Annotated in this window: 19 protein-coding genes; 10 read left to right on the top strand and 9 right to left on the bottom strand. The window is 38.0% G+C overall.

What is annotated here, in order from left to right:
- The first annotated feature begins 4 nt into the window (after positions 1-4).
- A complete protein-coding gene (astE, locus tag B806_RS0116740; RefSeq protein ID WP_017387020.1) occupies positions 5-979 on the top strand; it encodes a succinylglutamate desuccinylase in 975 nt (324 codons plus the stop codon).
- Between the two features lie 59 nt (positions 980-1,038).
- On the opposite strand, the gene B806_RS0116735 is transcribed toward astE, so the two are convergent.
- Positions 1,039-1,833, bottom strand: a complete 795-nt coding sequence (locus tag B806_RS0116735) for a hypothetical protein (RefSeq protein ID WP_017387019.1) — start codon at positions 1,831-1,833, stop codon at positions 1,039-1,041.
- Between the two features lie 586 nt (positions 1,834-2,419).
- On the opposite strand from B806_RS0116735, the gene B806_RS0116730 reads away from it, so the two are divergent.
- Entirely contained in the window at positions 2,420-2,728 is a 309-nt protein-coding gene (locus tag B806_RS0116730; RefSeq protein ID WP_005078399.1) for a hypothetical protein, read from the top strand.
- A gap of 35 nt (positions 2,729-2,763) precedes the next feature.
- On the top strand, positions 2,764-4,119 hold the full coding sequence (locus tag B806_RS0116725) for a S8 family serine peptidase (RefSeq protein WP_017387018.1): 1,356 nt from the start codon (positions 2,764-2,766) through the stop codon (positions 4,117-4,119).
- A 102-nt stretch (positions 4,120-4,221) separates the two neighbouring features.
- On the opposite strand, the gene B806_RS0116720 is transcribed toward B806_RS0116725, so the two are convergent.
- The 3 genes from B806_RS0116720 to B806_RS0116710 form a co-directional block, all read right to left on the bottom strand.
- Entirely contained in the window at positions 4,222-4,656 is a 435-nt protein-coding gene (locus B806_RS0116720) for a hypothetical protein (protein ID WP_017387017.1), read from the bottom strand.
- Positions 4,657-4,752: 96 nt separating this feature from the next.
- Positions 4,753-5,172 (bottom strand): hypothetical protein, encoded by a 420-nt coding sequence (locus B806_RS0116715; RefSeq protein WP_017387016.1) that lies wholly within the window; start codon positions 5,170-5,172, stop codon positions 4,753-4,755.
- Positions 5,173-5,319: 147 nt separating this feature from the next.
- Positions 5,320-6,186, bottom strand: a complete 867-nt coding sequence (locus tag B806_RS0116710) for a LysR family transcriptional regulator (protein WP_017387015.1) — start codon at positions 6,184-6,186, stop codon at positions 5,320-5,322.
- A 108-nt stretch (positions 6,187-6,294) separates the two neighbouring features.
- Between B806_RS0116710 and B806_RS0116705 the strand changes: the two genes are divergently transcribed.
- Together B806_RS0116705 and B806_RS0116700 are read left to right on the top strand one after the other, a co-directional pair.
- Positions 6,295-7,197, top strand: a complete 903-nt coding sequence (locus tag B806_RS0116705) for a DMT family transporter (RefSeq protein ID WP_017387014.1) — start codon at positions 6,295-6,297, stop codon at positions 7,195-7,197.
- A 55-nt stretch (positions 7,198-7,252) separates the two neighbouring features.
- On the top strand, positions 7,253-7,537 hold the full coding sequence (locus B806_RS0116700; RefSeq protein WP_017387013.1) for a YciI family protein: 285 nt from the start codon (positions 7,253-7,255) through the stop codon (positions 7,535-7,537).
- A 51-nt stretch (positions 7,538-7,588) separates the two neighbouring features.
- On the opposite strand, the gene glyS is transcribed toward B806_RS0116700, so the two are convergent.
- The 3 genes from glyS to B806_RS0116685 form a co-directional block, all read right to left on the bottom strand.
- Entirely contained in the window at positions 7,589-9,658 is a 2,070-nt protein-coding gene (gene glyS / locus B806_RS0116695; RefSeq protein WP_017403258.1) for a glycine--tRNA ligase subunit beta, read from the bottom strand.
- Entirely contained in the window at positions 9,658-10,635 is a 978-nt protein-coding gene (gene glyQ / locus B806_RS0116690) for a glycine--tRNA ligase subunit alpha (RefSeq protein ID WP_002044989.1), read from the bottom strand. The genes glyS and glyQ overlap by 1 nt, the downstream gene beginning before the upstream one ends.
- A gap of 68 nt (positions 10,636-10,703) precedes the next feature.
- On the bottom strand, positions 10,704-11,186 hold the full coding sequence (locus tag B806_RS0116685) for a hypothetical protein (RefSeq protein WP_017387011.1): 483 nt from the start codon (positions 11,184-11,186) through the stop codon (positions 10,704-10,706).
- A 738-nt stretch (positions 11,187-11,924) separates the two neighbouring features.
- Here B806_RS0116685 and B806_RS0116675 point away from each other — a divergent pair.
- The 4 genes from B806_RS0116675 to B806_RS0116660 all read left to right on the top strand — a co-directional run bounded on the left by B806_RS0116675 (position 11,925) and on the right by B806_RS0116660 (position 15,938).
- On the top strand, positions 11,925-12,437 hold the full coding sequence (locus B806_RS0116675) for a hypothetical protein (RefSeq protein ID WP_017387009.1): 513 nt from the start codon (positions 11,925-11,927) through the stop codon (positions 12,435-12,437).
- A 205-nt stretch (positions 12,438-12,642) separates the two neighbouring features.
- On the top strand, positions 12,643-13,905 hold the full coding sequence (locus tag B806_RS0116670; RefSeq protein ID WP_017387008.1) for a putative DNA modification/repair radical SAM protein: 1,263 nt from the start codon (positions 12,643-12,645) through the stop codon (positions 13,903-13,905).
- A 2-nt stretch (positions 13,906-13,907) separates the two neighbouring features.
- Positions 13,908-14,705 (top strand): TIGR03915 family putative DNA repair protein, encoded by a 798-nt coding sequence (locus tag B806_RS0116665; RefSeq protein WP_017387007.1) that lies wholly within the window; start codon positions 13,908-13,910, stop codon positions 14,703-14,705.
- 132 nt (positions 14,706-14,837) lie between these two features.
- Positions 14,838-15,938, top strand: coding sequence for an HPP family protein (locus B806_RS0116660; RefSeq protein WP_002117107.1), 1,101 nt, complete (start codon positions 14,838-14,840; stop codon positions 15,936-15,938).
- A gap of 63 nt (positions 15,939-16,001) precedes the next feature.
- Here the strand turns inward: B806_RS0116660 and B806_RS0116655 are convergent, their stop codons facing one another.
- Positions 16,002-16,256, bottom strand: coding sequence for a PspC domain-containing protein (locus tag B806_RS0116655; RefSeq protein ID WP_017387006.1), 255 nt, complete (start codon positions 16,254-16,256; stop codon positions 16,002-16,004).
- Between the two features lie 248 nt (positions 16,257-16,504).
- Here B806_RS0116655 and B806_RS0116650 point away from each other — a divergent pair, with 248 nt between their 5' ends.
- Entirely contained in the window at positions 16,505-17,152 is a 648-nt protein-coding gene (locus B806_RS0116650; protein WP_017387005.1) for a hypothetical protein, read from the top strand.
- Positions 17,153-17,221: 69 nt separating this feature from the next.
- Here B806_RS0116650 and B806_RS0116645 read toward each other — a convergent pair whose 3' ends face one another.
- A complete protein-coding gene (locus B806_RS0116645; RefSeq protein ID WP_002116803.1) occupies positions 17,222-19,045 on the bottom strand; it encodes an acyl-CoA dehydrogenase C-terminal domain-containing protein in 1,824 nt (607 codons plus the stop codon).
- Between the last annotated feature and the right edge of the window lie 142 nt (positions 19,046-19,187).

Below are 19,187 nucleotides of genomic sequence, written 5' to 3'. Positions count from 1 at the left end.
TGACATGCAAGATTTTCTAGCATTAACCTTACAAGGCGAGCAGCCTACAACTCGCGAAGGAAAACAAAATAATTTTTCTTGGCGCTGGTTGGATGAAGGACTTCTTGAATGTACGCCAAACGCACAGTACGACAAAGCTGTCGTACTGTCAGCTGGAGTGCATGGTAATGAAACAGCACCAATTGAATTGTTATCTCATCTTTGCACGGATTTATTTGCAGGGCGTTTAAACCTTGCTGTGAGGTTGCTGCTTGTATTGGGTAACCCTTATGCAATGCGTCAAGGCAAACGCTATGTGCATGACGATGTAAATCGAATGTTTTGTGGTGGATATAAAACTCTAGCCGTGACTGAAGAATCAAAGCGTGCTGAAGTTTTAGAGCAAGTTGTCACAAACTTCTTTCAAGAAAGTGCAAGTGACGCTAAACGCTATCACTATGATTTACACACAGCAATTCGTGCTTCATTGTTACCAACGTTTGCTTTATTTCCCTATCAAACGCATGGCTATGATGCTGATTTAACAGCAAGTCTTGAAGCAGCCGATTTAGATGCTTTGGTTTATCACAATGCGGTAGGTAAAACGTTTACACATTTTACGAGTGAGAATTTTAAAGCGGCGAGCGCAACTTTAGAGTTAGGCAAAGCCTTGCCATTTGGGCAAAATGACTTGAGCCAATTTGCTGCAATTGATGAAGTTATTCGTAATGTAGTTTCTGAGCAAGCCTTACCGCTACGCAATAAAACAAAAATTCGAGTCTTTAAAGTGTCTGATTCTTTAATTAAAAAAGATGAAGACTTCCAGATGAATTTATCTGCTGAAGCTCCGAATTTTTCGACTTTTACCAAAGGTGAAATCATTGCAACTCAACCTTCTGGTAATTATGTGGTTGAGCAAGATCAGGTCTGGATTTTATTTCCAAACCCAAATGTGAAGCTTGGTTTGCGTGCAGGCTTAGTTTTAACTGAAACGAGTTGAATACTTGATTTTGAGAAATAAAAAAGGGCAATTAATTGCCCTTTTTTATTTATAACGGATTAGTTATTACCGAAAAGACCTTTAATAAAAGATTTCTTTTCAGCTTTTTGTGTAGTCGCTTGAGCGCCTGCATTTACGTTTGCATTTGCATTAATACCAGCAACATTAACACCAACGTTTACACCTGTTTGAGCGTTAACTCCATGAGCTGGTTGAGCTGCATTTAATTTTGCTTGAGCATCAGCTTTAGTGTCAGCTACAAATTCTTTTTGCTCAGCTTGGTTTTGAGCTACACGAGTTTTTACTGCATCTACATGCGCTTGAGCATTAGCTTGTTTTTCAGCAGTAAATTCTTTTTGGTCTGCTTGTTTTTCTGCAACTTTAGCTTTTACAGCATCAACACCTGCTTTTGTATCAGCTTTCGCTTCAACTGCTAAGTTTTTAGTACCGTTTGCAGCTTTAGTCGCTACATTTTTAGTACCTGTTACTGCTTCGGTAGCAAAATGTTTAGTACTAGTTGCGGCTTTAGTTGCTACATTTTTAGTACCTGTCGCAGCTTCGGTAGCAAAATGTTTTGTACCATTTGCAGCTTTAGAAGAAAGTTCAGTCACTTTTCCTGTTGTTTTTTTTGTTGCTTTAACTGTAGTGTCAGCCGCTACATGACCAGCATGCTTCGCTGAGCTACCTACATTATGAGCAGTATTTTTGACTGTATTGGCTACGCCACTAACAAGACCACCCGGTTGTACATTTACTTGAGCAGAAGCACCTGCATTAACGTCCGCACTTTGTGCAAAAATAGAGGCAGAAGCAAGAACACTTGCAGTAACGATAGCTGTTTTCATCATTTTCATTGCGATATCCTTCAAAGAATATACCCTTTTAGTGAGGTATTTCATAAACGCAAACGAATCATAGCCAAGGGAATATAGTCTTGTGAACTGTCTTCATCAAAATGTTACAACAGTGTTACGTTGAGTAAACAGACTAGGGATAAATTGTGAAGATTAATAAAAATTAATAATAAAGTGAAAAAGAACATCTATTTGTTAGATATTCTAATTAGACTCTCTTGTCTTTCCTCTTTTAAAAAATATCCTTTAATTTTTTCTCTTTCGGTTTTTCTCGACTTGTCCTTTATATCTTTAAATGTGATGTGAATCTAATTATTTATTAGAGGAAACGGCATAATTATTGCTTATTATGAGAATGGAGTGCTTTTTTAGCACTTTTTTGAACCATATTCTGCCAGAAATATAAATGTACAGGGCAGAACTGTATTTTTGCTTATTCGGGAAAAGGTACTTTAGCTTTTCTCAGGGTTGTACATTTTATGAAATAGAAATTTCACATGAAATGTATTGAAAGAAATAGCGCTTTATTTCGAATAATCAAAAATAAAAATAGATATCTATAAACAAAAAAACAGAGATATGACAGATGAAAATTATTGCTTCCCTTCTTGTATTGGTCGGCTTGGTCGCCGTTGTTCTCTATCTTAAGCCGACAAGTGGTGCATCTGATGTGTTCAATTCTGCTTTACATGAGTCGAATTCGCCACAACCAGACACCTCGTCCTTTCTTTCTAAACTTAAGGAGCCTACTCAACCTAAAAATCTATCTCAACATTCAACTCATCCTCAATCGGTATCAGCTGATACCGTTCCTTTTTATGACACAAAAAGTGATCTTTCTATTCAACCGATTGATCCGGAAAAAGATCCAGCAAATGAAATAAAAGCGAAATAAGCAAATTGTTAGTTGAAAAACTACGGAGAAAAATAATGCAAAGTAAAACGTTATTTCTATTAGGTCTATGTACGATATTAAGTACAACTGCATCCGCTCTTCCTTTGGATTCTCAAGGTGCTAAACAGCGGTTAAATCAAGCAGCAAAACAAAAAGTATTTCAGGGCAAAATCGATTTGGATGCCTTGGTCAATAATGATTCGAATGATTTAATCGTCGAATACAATATTCCTTCGGTGAGTGTGCCTTCCGGTTTAGAACGGCGGAGTTATATTGCAACAAATAAAAAGAATATACAGGCAAGGTTTAACCGTGCTGGTGGTGTCCAAGTACTTCGGGACTACAATAATTTGCCTTTAGCTTTCTATCGAATTAGTAATCGCGAAGCTTTGGTGACTTTATTAAATGATCCAAATGTTAAAGCAGTTTATCCGAACCGTATTAACCGGACTACGACCAATGAAAGTTTACCTTTAATTAATCAACCACAGGCCAATACCAATGGTTTTACGGGCGAAGGCTCTAGTGTGGCAGTGATTGATACAGGTGTGAATTATCTTCACTCTGATTTTGGCTGTACGGCAGTAAATACACCATCAAGCACATGTCGAGTGGTTTATTCATTTGATAGTGCACCAGATGATGGCGCTTTAGATGATGATGGACATGGAAGCAATGTTTCAGGCATCGTATCTAAGGTTGCTACCAAAACCAAAATTATAGGCATAGATGTTTTTAGAAAGGTCAGATCCCAAGGTAAATGGGTAAGCACAGCTTATGATAGTGATATCCTCGCAGGGATTAATTGGGCTGTAAATAATGCACAAACCTATAATATTAAAGCAGTCAACTTAAGCCTTGGCGTACCGGGTGTTAAATATACCTCGGAGTGTAGTGATAGTAGTTATGGAACTGCATTTGCCAATGCACGAGCTGCTGGGGTAGTGCCTGTAGTTGCTTCAGGCAATGATGCATTTTCAGATGGCATCTCATCTCCTGCTTGTGTTGCTGGGGCAGTAAGAGTGGGGGCTGTTTATGATAGTAATATTGGTGGTGTGTCATGGGGGAATCCGGTGAAATGTTCTGACCCGACAACTGCAGCAGACAAGGTGGCGTGCTTCAGTAATGGCGGTAGTCTTGTGACCTTATTAGCACCGGGAGCAATGATTACGGCAGGTGGTTATACCATGGGCGGTACATCTCAAGCGACACCGCATGTAGCTGGCGCGATTGCTTTATTAAGAGCAAATCGTGTGAGTCCGACAGAAAGTATTGATCAAACGATTAGTCGTTTAAAAACGACAGGTAAACCAATTACTGACCCAAGAACGGGATTGGTTTTCCCTCGTATTGATTTACTGGCAGCAACAAATGGTTTGACTATTAATTAAATAGCTTATTTATAATTTTTTAAATTTGGTCCAAGAAATTTATAAATGGCTATAACCCGTTGCAAAGGGTAACTTCTGCAACGGGCTTTTTATGAAAAAGTATTAATTACACTTTGCTAGATTCGCTGGATTAAAGTTGCTTTGGAGTTTCTTGAAATTATTCTGAATTTCTGGATCTTGAATATTAAAAGTCGTTGAGCTTTTGGTTGTAGAGTTGGTTGCCTGATTTAATATGCCTGATTCATCAGGATATTGCATAGTTGAAGAGGTCGCTGAAATCAGACCATTATTATTAAAAGTCCAGTGCTCAGTTACATGTCCACCCCCTAAATAGCCAGTAAATTCAATCATACAAGCCTGTTTATCTTGTTTAATGAGTTTGGCTACATTACCTGTGGTAGAGGGATAAGCCTCGATATTCGTATCTTGTTCTAAGACTTGTGCCTGAGAATAAGATGAAGAAGGAGGTGTAGAGGTCGCACATGCAGTTAATGTTAAGCAGCATAGTGTTGAAAAGAGGAGTTTTTGACTATTCATAAGGCAGATTCCCAGCTTTCTTATACTTAATGACATTATTTCTAGATGAATATCTGTGTTTATAAGCACGCGAAGTTATCGCGCTATCCAAAAAAATTAGTTAGCTGTTGTGCTTGATTTACTTAACTCACCTTGCTCGATCGGGATATTTTCACCATTTCGGCTACTGGTAATATTTTGTTTGGCTTGTTCTATTTTTTGTTCAGTAAATACTTTGGCTGTATCTGCCTTTTGTTGAACGACTTCTGCTTTTTCAGCAGTAAATTCTTTGGTGTTTTGCCATTTCTCACTAATTTTATTCGATGTTTTTTCAGAAGCACCTTGAATAGAGTCTCCTAAATTTTGTATGCCTTTGCCTGTTTTATACAACAGTACGCGTCCTAAGCTAGGATTGTCACCATAAGGTTGTGTTTTAGGTGTCGTTTCAACAACTTGTTGTGGCTGTGTTGTTTCTGCAAATAAGGTTGATGAAGCCAATATAGAACTTGCAACGCATAACACTTGTAAGGTTTTCATATGGATCAATCTCCCCAACCAGAATCAAAAGATGAAGTGGTGATCTTACTGTTAAAAATAAAGCTTGTACTGCAATGAGATAAAACCCATACGATTTGATTACGATAAATCATCATTTAATAGCGCTAAACCAATCATTGCAATGATTCATAAGCTAAATTCAGTCTTAATCAATTCTATAAACATGTCTCTCGCTTTATGGTTACTCACATTTTTGTGCCAGAAAAAGTGGTTCTGCATAAAAGCAAGATATTCAAATTTATAACTTTGGATATGGGCCAAATTTTTATATTGCTCATAAATACTTTTAGGTACTAACGCCACCCCTGAGCCTGCACTGACACAGCCAATAATCGTGGCATAGCTGGTAATGCTGGTGATGGGAAGAGAGATATTCTTCAGTTTAAGCCATTCTTCAAGGGCTGCACGGTAAGGACAGCCTTCCGTCCACATAAAAATTTCTTTACCAATCAGGTCTTCTTGGCAATGAATCTCTCCCAAAGAGTGAGATGCAATTAAGACCATATCTTCATGGTAAATACCGAGCTTATTTAACATTGGAAAATCAATATTGCCGGCAACAATTGCCCCATCAAGTTTGTGCTGAGAAATATCGACTAATAGCTGTTTCCATGTGCCTGTAATAATTTGAATAGAAACCTCTGGATAGCGCTGATGATATTTCGCAAGTAAGCTAGGCAGACGAGTTGTGGCAGACGATTCAATCGCTCCAATTTTGAGTGGGCCAGAGGGCGGTGCATCAGGGTGAATACTACGTTTTGCCTCATCACATAACGCTAAAATTTTATGGCAATAATTTAGGAAAATTTCTCCTGATGGGGTGAGTTTTAAAGCTTTACCTTCACGATAAAACAGCGGTGTGCCTAGTTCTTCTTCGAGTTGTTTAATACGCGTTGTGATATTGGATGGTACGCAATGTAGTTGCATTGATGCTTTAGCCATTGTTCCGCATTCAACCACGGTTTGGAACATCTTTAATTGAGCGATATCCATGTTTTATCATTCACTTTTAATGAATATTAAACTCAATATAAGTTAATTTTATTCAACTATCCATGCGCATATGATGAAAGAGTTCCATTTCATTAGTGCAGATTTAACATGGCAATTTCTCTTGCTGCCGAAACCCAGCCTCCCGCATTTAAGCTCTATTTATGTATTGCTGTGACTGTCTTTTGTTGGGGCTATTCACCTATTGGCGTACATAGTGCCTTGCATTCATATACACCGCAGCATATTGCGTTGCTTCGCTTTTTGATCGCATCGGTTTTTTTACTGCTTTTGGTCATGAAAAAAGCCATTCAACCTTTAAAGTGGAAAGATATTCCTGCGCTTGCAGTATTAGGATTTTTCTCTGTGACGCTGCATCATCTGCTTATCAATACAGGGCAGCAATATGTGACTGCGGTTGCCTCTAGTATTTTGAGCCAATCTATTCCGTTATTTACCTTTATTATTTCAGCTTTGCTTTTTAAAGAAAAAATTCGTTTCAAACAATGGTTGTGTATTTTGCTAGGGCTTTGCGGTGCCGTGTTGGTGGTCAGTGGAGATCATGGTTTTGGTGTACCGAGTCCTTATAGTTTATTTATTGTTTTGGCTGCAATTGCATGGGGTCTCTACTTTAATTTATATAAGAAATTTGCTTTAAATTATGATGCTTTGAGCATGATGTGCTACATCATTTGGTTTGGGACCATTCCTTTACTATTTTATAGTACTCATTTACCCCATGAAATTTTACATGCTACTTGGCAAGCCAATATGTCTATAGTTTTGTTGGGTATTTTCCCAAGTGCGATGGCTTATGTACTTTGGGGCTATGTTCTTAAAAATATGCCGTTAACGATTGCATCGAATTTTTTATATTGTTCGCCCATTGTCGCAATGAGTCTGGCAGTTGTTTTCTTAAATGAAAAACCGTCAATAATGGTGCTGTTAGGTGGGGTGATTATTGTGGGGAGTTTGGTATGGATGAATTGGGGGAATAGGCGTACTATCGAATAAGCTATTTGTAGTTTAATGTTCCTATGTTATGCGCTACTTGCTTTAAGAGAATGAAATGATAGTTGTTACCCTGACCTATAAAAAACCGTTAGCCGAAGTTGATGCTGTACTGAAACAGCATATTGCATTTTTAGATCATTACTATGAGCAAAAGAAGTTTCTAGCATCAGGACGTCGAGAAAATAGAGTAGGCGGAGTAATTTTAGTTTTAAGCTCTTCGGTTCAAGAAGCTGAAGAAATCATGAAAAATGATCCGTTTTATATTCATGATGTAGCTGATTATGATTTTATGTGGTTTGAGCCATCGAAAAGTTTAGAAGAAATTAAAGACTTTGTTTAATTTAAAAATAAAGGGATCTATAAAAGATCCCTTTATTTCATAATAAGCTAATTAACCCTGCAACACGCTCACATCAGCCACAGCAGTAAACAAGTTACGCAACTGAGCCAATAAACGTAAACGATTTGCCTTCAGGTCAGCATCATCTGCCATTACCATTACGCCATCAAAGAATGCATCAATCGGCGCGCGAAGTGCTGCAAGCTTAGAAAGGGCAGCAGTGTAATCTTTTGCTGCAAGTAATGGCTCAACCACAGGTGTCACTGCTTGAAGCTCAGCAAATAATGCTTTTTCAGCAGCTTCAACCAAGTTTGCTTCAACTACAGAACCTTCTGGTGCTGCTTCTTTTGCAAGAATGTTAGCAACACGTTTATTTGCAGCAGCAAGTGCCGCAGCTTCAGGTAATGTGCGGAAGTGGTTAACAGCATTTACACGCTTGTCAAAATCAAGTGGAGATTTTGGTGCAAGTGCTTGAACAGCTTGAAGTACGTCAACGGCAACGCCTTGGTCTTCGTACTTAGCTCGGTAACGACCTTCCAAGAATGCAACTGCATCAGCACGAGTTTTGTCGTGGTCTTTAACGATATCGCCATAACCTTGAAGCGCAAGATTTACTAATTCTTCAATTGTTACGTCTAGCTCATTTTCAATGATTAAACGTAAGATACCAATTGCTGAACGACGAAGAGCAAACGGGTCTTTAGAACCTGTAGGCGCTTGTCCAATGCCAAAAATACCAACCAGGGTATCTAAACGGTCAGCAAGCGCAATGGTTGTACCTGTTTTAGTTTTAGGTAAAACATCACCCGCAAATTTTGGTAAATATTGCTCACCTAAAGCTTCTGAAACTTCAGTGTTTTCACCTTCAATACGTGCGTAGTAAGTACCCGCAATACCTTGAAGCTCGGGGAACTCACCTACAAGTTCAGAAGTTAAGTCACATTTAGCAAGTAATGCAGCTTTTTCAGCATCTGCTGGGTTTGCACCAGTGATTGCAGATAATGCAACTGCAAGTTTTGCAATACGTGTTGATTTGTCCCAAAGTGTACCAAGCTGAGCTTGGAATACCATGTTTGCTAATTTTTCTTTACGAGATGCAAGCAGTTGCTTTTGATCTTGTAAGAAGAAGAACTCAGCATCAGACAAACGAGGACGAACAACTTTTTCGTTACCTTCAATAATTTGAGTTGGGTCTTTAGACTCAATGTTTGAAACAGTAATGAAGTAAGGCTGTAATTTACCTTCGCTATTGATCAAGCAGAAATATTTCTGGTTGTCTTGCATCGTCGTAATGAGTGCTTCTTGAGGAACAGCAAGGAAGCGCTCTTCAAAGTTTGCACGAAGAGCAACTGGCCATTCAACGAGGCTTGTTACTTCATCAAGTAAATCCACTGGAACAATTGCAGTTGCGTTCACTTCATCAGCTAACTTTTTCACTTGTTCTTGAATGGTTGCTTGACGTTTTTCAAAGTTCGCAACAACATACGCTTTTTCTAAAGCAGCTAAATAGTCATTTGCATGCGCTAAAGTCACAGCTTCAGGTGCATGGAAACGGTGACCATAAGTCACATTGCCAGCTTTGTGATCTTGAATAGTTGCGTCAACAATTTGGTCATCTTTAAGTAAAAGAACCCATTTCACTGGACGTACAAATTCGGTACGGCTTGCAGCAGAGCGCATACGCTTAGCAATTGGTAAATTGTCTAATGCAGTTTGTAAAATTTGTGGAAGTAAAGCGTCAAGGCTTTGACCTTTTACATCTTTTAAATAGCAAACTTTTTCAACTTTACCTGCTTGGAAAGTAGAAAGCTGATCAACAGTAATGCCTTGACCACGCATAAAGCCTTCAAGTGCTTTAGTCGGTTTGCCTTCTGCATCGTAAGCCGCTTGAACAGCAGGGCCGTCAAAACGTTTTTGTGTATCGGCTTGTGCAGCATCGATATCAACAATTTTAAGCGCTAAACGACGTGGAGCAGCATAAGCTTCAACTGATGCGAAGTTTAAGCCCGCATCTTTTAAGCCTTTTACCGTTTCTGCTTGTAGTGCATCACGTAAAGTTTTTAAGCTTTTTGGTGGAAGCTCTTCACAGCCAAGTTCGAATAAAACAGTATGTTTGCTCATTAGTTTTTCTCCGCCTTTGCTGCTTCACTTTCAGCTTGTGCTTTTAGCTGTGCCAATACTTCATCACGTAAGTGTGGTTCTGCCATTGGGAAGCCAAGCTCTGCACGTGCTTGTACATAACTTTGTGCAATAGCACGCGCTAAAGTACGTACACGTAAAATGTAACGTTGACGCTCAGTCACAGAAATTGCGCCACGTGCATCAAGCAAGTTAAAGGTATGAGACGCTTTAACCACTTGCTCATAGGCAGGAAGAGAAAGTTTTGCTTCAATTAAACGGTTTGCTTCTGATTCGTAAAAATCAAATAGTTCAAATAGTTTTTCAACTGGAGCGTATTCAAAGTTATAAGTCGATTGTTCAACTTCATTTTGATGGAATACGTCGCCGTAAGTTACCGTGCCGAATTGGCCTTTAGTCCAAACAAGGTCATAAACCGAGTCAACACCTTGAAGGTACATTGCAAGACGTTCTAAACCGTAAGTGATTTCGCCTGTTACTGGGTAACATTCAACACCACCGACTTGTTGGAAGTAAGTGAACTGAGTTACTTCCATACCGTTAAGCCAAACTTCCCAACCTAAGCCCCAAGCACCTAGCGTTGGAGATTCCCAGTTATCTTCTACGAAACGGATGTCGTGAGTAAGCGTATCAATCCCGATTGCTTTTAAAGAATCGAGATAAAGCTGTTGGATATTGTCTGGATTTGGCTTAAGTACCACTTGGAACTGATAGTAGTGTTGCAAACGGTTCGGGTTTTCACCATAGCGGCCATCTTTTGGACGACGTGAAGGTTGAACGTATGCAGCATTCCAAGTTTCAGGCCCTAAAGCACGTAAGAATGTTGCGGTGTGGAATGTTCCAGCGCCCATTTCCATGTCGTAAGGTTGTAGTACGACGCAACCTTGTTCGGCCCAATAGTTTTGTAGGGCAAGAATTAAACCCTGAAATGTATCAATGTGCGAGATGGCGCGACTCATGTAGCATCCACGAATTTATGAGAAAAATTGCCACTAAGTATAAGGATTTTGTGGGGGAGTGGCAAAGGCTAGTTTGGGAATTTCAGATTTGATTGTTTAGCTGCTTTTTTTAAAGTTTTGAGTAGCAAAACCCAATATGTAAGAGCAAAAATTAAAGAAAAGAAACTGACCATAAATATGATTTCTATTGGAAGGATTTGCCATGGGGTGATAAATAAAATTGCTAAAATATTTGGAATTAAAAAGCTAAGAAAAATTGCGCTAACAAGAATAGAAACGAAATTAAGGAAATTGAATTTCAATAAAAATAGTTGTAAAAAATAAGCAGGTATAAAAACCAATATGTAATAAATGGCTGCAATAAAGAGTAGTCCGACAGGAGTGTTTAGTAAAATCTCAAAAGAAAAATCTTTATGGATGATTAAAGAGCTTAAAAATATGAATAAAGTAACTATGTATAAATAGATGGGTGTCATGATTAGACAATGCCAAATTTGATCTTTATCTGGATCTAAATTTTGAATGAAGATTTTTAAAAAATTAAAAGGCATTTTTGCACTCTGTAATAAAGGCTTTCTAGCAGATCTAAGAGAAATTTTGGTCTTGAGATTTTTCTGATTTTTTTAAAGTTTTTAGCAATAAAATCCAATATGTAATAGCGAAAGTCACAGAAAAATAACTAAAGAAAATGATTGTTTCTATTGGGGCGAATTCGAAACCTATTAAACTAAGAATTAACGTAATAAGTATGATCGCACTAACAATAATTGAGAAAAAATTTATGAAATTATACTTTTGCAAGAAGAGTTGAAATAAATAAGCGGGAACAAATGCGAGTATGTAATAGGTCATTACAACCGCAAAGAGTAGTAGTGGCAAACTAGCTATAGTTTTTAGAATTTCTAAAGTGAACCCTTCATTCAGCATTATGGTGAAGCTCCATAGAAGCCATGCAGGTATAAATAAGTAGAGTGGGACTTTAAAAAGGCTATATAAAATTTGGCCTTTGTTCGGATCCAAATTTTTAATAAAAATTCTAAAATTATTAAAAATAGTTTGTTTCATATAAATCAATGCAAGTTTGATTCTTATAACTATGTATAGCATGAATAAAGGTTAATGTATTCGGAAATTCGATCAAACCAAAATGTTTAATTAATATCATCCAGCTTATAAAAAAATTATAAGGGGAAATAAAGAAGTTGCTGTTCATAATAGGGTAATTAAACAACTAGATAATTAAAAAACTTGATTTATCATAAGCCTAAATTTATTGGGAAATTAAAAGAATGTTTAAATTTTTTTGTTTTGCTTCTGTATTCCTACTTTGCTCTTGTAGTAGTACGCCTGTAGCACTTTATTCTGACCCTAATATCAATTCATCCGAGATTGTGACAATTACGAATAAGTGTGATGCTACATGTAAAAATACAATAAAACAGCAGCTTGGTGCAGATTCTCATTACCAGATGAGTGAAGGTTTATTGCTTGAAGTTAATGGTAAACAAGGTACTTGGCAGGTAAGAAATGGAAAAGCATTTAATTCATCTACACATGGTGGATTAATTGTTAAAGTTAAAGAAGGGAAAACCGAGCTTGTAATTGACCATAATTCACAGCTGGTTATTGGAAAGCCTGAAAGAATTTCTGTTGATCTTGTAGGTGGACATACATATGTAGTAGGGCGTATGCGAGTAGAAAGGATTAGAATGGCGTACTATGAATGGTTTCCAGTTGTATTTGATGCCACTGAAAATAAACTTATTTACGGTAACCCAAAGCAGGATTCTTCAAAACAATAATTCTTTTAAATTATTAAAAAGAACTTATTTCGAGTAAATGCATCATCATTCGAAATGAATGATGATGCATTTACTCATTTATGGAAGTAAGTTGGAACGTTAAAATTCTATACGTCACCTCATGACGCCGAGCGTACTTCACTGGATTAAATTTAAGAATGCAAAATGATATTTTTTAAACGATGCCATAAATGAGTCGTTTGATATGTCTGATCGCATTCGAGAAAAACTACAGATTCTTGCTGATGCTGCTAAATATGATGTGTCATGTTCATCAAGTGGCAGTGACCGTAAAAATAAAGATAAAGGTCTAGGGGATGCCAGCCATTCAGGAATTTGCCACAGCTATACCGAAGATGGCCGCTGTGTATCTCTCTTAAAAATTCTATTTAGCAATGTTTGTATTTTTGACTGCGCCTACTGTGTTTCACGCCGTTCTAATGATGTCCAGCGTGCAGCATTTACGGTGCAAGAGGTTGTAGATTTAACCATTAATTTTTATCGCCGTAATTATATCGAAGGCTTATTTTTAAGCTCAGGCATTTTTAAATCGGCAGATCACACGATGGAGCGTATGCTTCAAGTTGTAAAGAAGTTGCGCCTTGAAGAAAACTTTAATGGTTATATTCATCTAAAAACGATTCCGGGAGCATCGCCTGAACTGATTCATGAAGCAGGTTTATATGCTGACCGTATGAGTATTAATTTAGAGATGCCGACTGAAATTGGGCTAAAAACTTTTGCGCCAGAAAAATCACATCAGGAAGTGCAAAAAGATTTAGGTTTGGTCCGTGATAGACTGATTCAGCTTAAAGATGAGCGACAAATCATTAAGCATGTACCGAAATATGTGCCAGCAGGGCAGACCACTCAAATGGTAGTGGGGGCCCATCAAGAGTCAGACCATGATGTCTTGTTTATGGCAGACAAGCATTACAAAGAATTTAAACTCAAACGCGTCTATTTTTCTGGTTATATCCCAATTAATACTGAAAATAATTATTTACCAGCAGTGGGTTCTGCACCGCCATTATTGCGGGAAAACCGACTCTATCAAAGCGATTGGCTAATGCGTTTTTACGGTTTTGAAGTTAATGAAATTGTCAATGAAAAACACCCAAACTTAGACCTTGATGTAGACCCGAAATTAAGTTGGGCTTTAAGGCACCCTGAACAGTTTCCAGTAGATTTAAATCGTGCCGATTATCAAATGATTTTGCGTGTGCCGGGTATTGGAGTGAAATCGGCCAAGAAAATTGTGCAAGCTCGCCGTTTTGGAAAAATCCATATCGATTTACTTAAAAAACTCGGCGTAGCTTATCAGCGTGCAAAATTCTTTATTCGCTGTGAAGACAGTCCAAAATTCCAAAAAGAACTATCATCAAGTTTTATTCGGCAGCAGATTTTAACGCAGGGATCTTCGAAATATGTGCAGCAACTCTCGCCACAATTAAGCCTTGGGTTTTAGTCATGTTTAATGATGAAGTAGCTTACTATTTTGATGGTTCAATGGTTGGGCTGCTGAGCTGTGTTTTTCGTGCATTTCAATTTAAAGAATTACAGGTCAGGCTTTGCTTGAATGATGCGGCTCAACATGGCTTATTTGCTGATAAAATTGAGGTTTCAAATAACGAGCAGCATGCCGAGCGTGTTTGGTCAGCGCTACAAAAAAAGCTTTCATCTTCTTCATTAAAACAATTTTATTTTGCCTCTTTATCTGAATCTTTAGATGCCTATCAGCACTTATTTAATTACTGTATCTATGTGTTTACTAGTCATGTTTCCATAGAAAAAGATTATTCAAATCCGAGTGTTTTAGCGATTGCGCAGTGGACGAAAAAGGTCGGGCGAGAGAAGCATCGGATGGAAGCTTTTATTCGGTTTAAGAAAACTAAAGATGAGCTTTTTTTAAGTTTAGTACGTCCTGATTTTAATGTTTTACCGCTTATTCAGCCGCATTTTAAACGGCGTTATCAAGATCAACGTTGGCTTATTTATGACGAGCAACGCAAGTTCGGACTGTATTATGATTTACAAGAAATACATGAAGTTTCACTTGAAGCCTTGGATGTTGATCGCAATTTAAAAAATGGAATGAGCCAAAGCTTTCAGCTTGAGCTTGATGAGCAGGAGGTTTTATATGATCAGCTTTGGAAGGATTATTTTAACAGCGTAAATATTACTGAACGCCAGAATATAAAACTTCATGTGCAATATTTGCCGAAGCGGTATTGGCGCTATTTAAATGAAAAATTTATGGAATATTAAAGTTTTAAAATCATAAAAAATAGTTCAGCCAGTTTTCTTATTGTTGAAAGGTATAATTTAAATGCACTTTATGTGGCTTTGGGCGTATACTTTTGCCCGTTATAAATGACGGCATATCCCCTAAGGTGTACTGTGAGTGTTATACAGCGAGAATGGTTACAGATTTTAAAGCCAAATTTTAAGGTTTTACCCTTAAAAGAACGGTTACTTTGCGGTATTGGAGCGTTGTGTGGTTTAGCAATTTCCTCCTTAATTAGCTGGTATGTTCTCGGTGGAATTAATGCATGGTACATCGCCCCAATGGGCGCCTCATCTGTTCTTCTTTTTGCTGTGCCGACTAGTCCTTTGGCCCAACCATGGAATGTAATTGTTGGTAATACCTTAGCCGGAATTATTGGTGTTGCCTGTGCACAGTGGATTCCTGATTTAACCACGGCTTTTAGTGTGGCTGTGGGTTTTGCTATATTTTTAATGATGACCACCGACTCTTTGCACCCGCCGAGTGGGGCGGTTGCGATTACAGCCGTGTTGGGTGGCGCAGCAATTCATAAATTAGGCTTTTATTTTATTTTTTATCCAGTTTTACTCAATTCGTTACTTCTACTTGGGTTCGCTGTTTTCTTTAATCGATTGATTGGGCGACATTACCCAGTTACCGCACATTTAAATGAACGTAGTAAAGACCCAACGCCAACTCAAAAAGTATCAATTCAGCCGAAAGATATTGAGTATGCATTAGGGCATCACACTGAACTTTTAGATATTAGCCAATACGACTTAGAAAAAATCATTTTAGAAGCTCAGGAACATGCCAATGAGCGTATGGTAAATCAATATATCTGTCAGGATATTATGAGCCGTGATGTGATTAAACTACATGAAGATGATGATATTCATCAGGCACTCGATAAGTTTAAACAAGTGAACTTAATGAGCCTACCTGTAGTAAATGCAGAAAACCATTTGGTCGGAACTTTAGCGTTATATGAAGTCGTAGAGTGGTTTAAAGGGGCAGCCGACCCGAGGAATTCTTGGCAGCATTATGTAAAACAAATCATGAGCCGTCGAGTGGTTACCGTACTGCCAACTCAACCTATTCAAGATTTAGTGCCATACTTTGTTGAAAAGTCTTTTAATTACATTCCTGTTGTTGAAGATCGTAAGCTTATAGGAATGATTAGCCGTGCAGATATGATTGCTGCATTACAGCAACAGTTAAATCGAAAGTTATAATTTTTAGAATAAAAAAAGCTACGGTTGATTAGGGGATGCAACCGTAGCGACCAAAGTTATGAATTAACGTACTTGTTCTTCATTTACTGCTCGGACGGATTGTCGATAGCCTTCAATATGTTCTGGCTGTTTTTTCGGAATCACTAACCATAAAACCAGATAAACTAAAATTCCTGGAAAGGCAGCACTCATAATTGAGATCAAAACAAAAATGACACGTAGTAAAGTTACGTTCCAACCAAAACGTTCAGCAATACCACCCATTACACCGGCGATCATGCTGTGTCGGTTCGAGCGATATAAACCAGAACTGGCCATCTAATTCTCCTTAAAGATAAAAGTTACAAGAAGCTATTGCTCTTGCTTAATAAAAATATGGAGACGAAATAACGGGTTTAAAGTCCTTTAAAAAGTAAAATAGTTAAAATATGTAAAGGATTGAAAGGAACGAAACCAACATCTACTAAAATGCACCTTTTCAGGGCTTAAGAGTTTAAAGCGGCAATCAGCTAATACTTGATTTGAAGTGTAAATAGAGCTGTTGCTGTTATCTGTGAATAATGTATATGTCTTTGAAGTGGTCTCGTTTTTCAGTTAAGCATGTGGTTGTAGTGGCTGCACTGTGCATGACACTGAGTGCTTGCGATATAAACCATACCAATTCAAAAGATCACTCGACTACAAGTTCTAGTTCTAATCATGAAGAAAACTTAATAAAAAGTAGTACATCTATAAAAACATTGGATTATGTCGCTGGACGAACTTTCTTACCTGAAGATACCTCAGATCAAACCCAAAAATTAAACGAAGCCTCATTGCAATATGTAGGGCGATATCACACTCGTATTTCATGTGAAGATGCTTTTGCTGATTGTGAATCAGGCGAAGCAGAGTACATTTTAAATTTATTACCAAATGGGTCGGCTTATTGGAATGTTGTCCATTTTGGTCGTGTGGGAAGTAAGGACGGTGCTAAAAGTGCCGCTGTAAATCAATTATGTCCTACTCTAAATTGGAAAGTGGAAGAAAAAGAGCATGAGTTAACAATTCAATGTCCACTATCTAAAGTTAATTTTTATTTTAATATTGATTCAAATAAAAGATTGGTCACAAATTTAGAAAAATTACTTTATAGCGACTATGGAAAAAATCGTGAATTTTTAGAGCAAAATTATTTTGTTCCAAATCAGGCTTATGTTTTAACTAAAGAATAGATATCCGATAAATATAAAAAAGAGCGCAATATTAAATTGCGCTCTTTTTATTTTATGACTTAAAAATCATTAGTAGTCGAAGCTAAAGTGTTCAACTGGTAATGATGTTAGTGTGCGAGATGTAGTCACCATTGATTCTGCATGACCTTGAGCGCGTGGCAATAAACGGTCAAAGTAGAAATCAGCAACTTTGATTTTTGCTTTATAGAACTCAGCAGTTTCTTGGCCGTTACCTGCTTCTAATTTTTCAGAAGCAACCACAGCTTGTTGAGCCCAGAAATAAGCCATCATCACGTAGCCTGAGAACATCAAGAAATCTACAGAAGCAGAAGATACGATGTCGCGGTCTTTACGTGCAGCAAGCATGATACGAACTGTTAAAGTGTTCCACTGAGCACAAAGCTTAGTTAAGTCCCAAGCAAAACGACGTAAATATTTATTACGTGCATGTGCAGCACAGAATTTTAAGATTTCAGCAGTGTATTCACGAACTACTTTACCTTTTGAACTTAACAACACTTTACGACCAATTAAGTCGAGTGCTTGAACACCAGTTGTTCCTTCATACAAGGTCGCAATACGTGCATCACGTGCGATTTGCTCCATACCCCATTCTTTAATATAGCCATGGCCACCGTAAACTTGCATACCGTGGTTAGCAGCTTCTAAACCAAGTTCAGTTAAGAAACCTTTTAAAATTGGTGTATAGAAACCAAGTTTATCATCGTAGTCTTCAAAAGCAGCTTGATCACCACGTGCTAAAGCATCTGTCATTTTGTCAGCGATTTGAGCAGCGTAGTAAATCATAGAGCGACCGCCTTCAGCGATTGCTTTTTGAGTTAACAACATACGGCGTACGTCTGCATGGTGAATGATTGCATCAGCAACTTTATCCGGATCTTTTTTACCAGAAAGCGCACGCATTGACATACGATCTTTGGCATATGGTAATGCACCTTGGAAAGATAACTCAGCGTGTGCAATACCTTGAACAGCAGTACCAATACGTGCTGTATTCATGAAGGTAAACATTGCATGTAGGCCTTTGTTCACTTCACCGATTAAATAACCAGTTGCATTATCAAAGTTGAGTACCGCAGTTGCAGATGCACGGATCCCCATTTTGTGTTCGATTGAACCACAAGCGACTGTATTACGCTCACCAACACCGCCATCAGCTGTAGGCATGAATTTTGGTACGATGAATAATGAGATACCGCGAGTACCAGCAGGTGCATCTGGAAGGCGTGCAAGTACGATATGAATGATGTTTTCAGTTAAATCATGTTCACCAGCAGAAATGAAGATTTTTGTACCGGTGATTTTGTAACTACCGTCTGCTTGAGGTTCAGCTTTAGTTTTTACCTGACCTAAGTCTGTACCACATTGAGGTTCGGTTAAGCACATTGTGCCGCTCCAAGTGCCTTCAACAAGCTTAGGCATATATGTTTGTTTTTGCTCATCAGTACCGAATTGCAAAATAGTGTTCATACAACCAGAACTTAAACCTGGGTACATGGTAAATGACCAGTTTGCAGTACCCATCATTTCTGATTTAATCAGGTTTAAAGACATTGGAAGGCCTTGACCACCAAATTCTTCTGGGTAAGAAAGACCTTGCCAACCGCCCATTACGAATTGGTCATAAGCTTCTTTAAAGCCTTTAGGAGTAGTTACTTCGCCGTTGTCAAAATGGCAACCTTCTTCATCACCAGATTGGTTAAGTGGCGACAATACGTTTTCACAATAATCTGCCGCACCTTCAAGAATCATATCAACAGTATCTGGATCTGCATTTTCACCATTTGATAAAGTTTTATAGTGAGCAGGGTAATCTAGTACTTCATTCATTAAGAAGCGGATATCGTGTAGCGGGGCTTTATATGCTGGCATGGCTTTAATCCTAATTTTGAATCATTGTGGGATTATCTGTATCGATGATTTGATTATTCACTCACATGATAAAAATACAATGTTAATCGCACCCGAAAGAAATGTCAGAAAAGCGAATTTTGTCGAAAATAAATACACCTGA

It is taken from the genome of Acinetobacter sp. TG2027 (assembly GCF_000302435.1).
GTDB classification, from domain to species: Bacteria; Pseudomonadota; Gammaproteobacteria; order Pseudomonadales; family Moraxellaceae; genus Acinetobacter; species Acinetobacter pittii.
The sequence above is the reverse complement of the archived record's forward strand: the minus strand, read 5'-3'. Positions and strand labels throughout refer to the sequence as shown.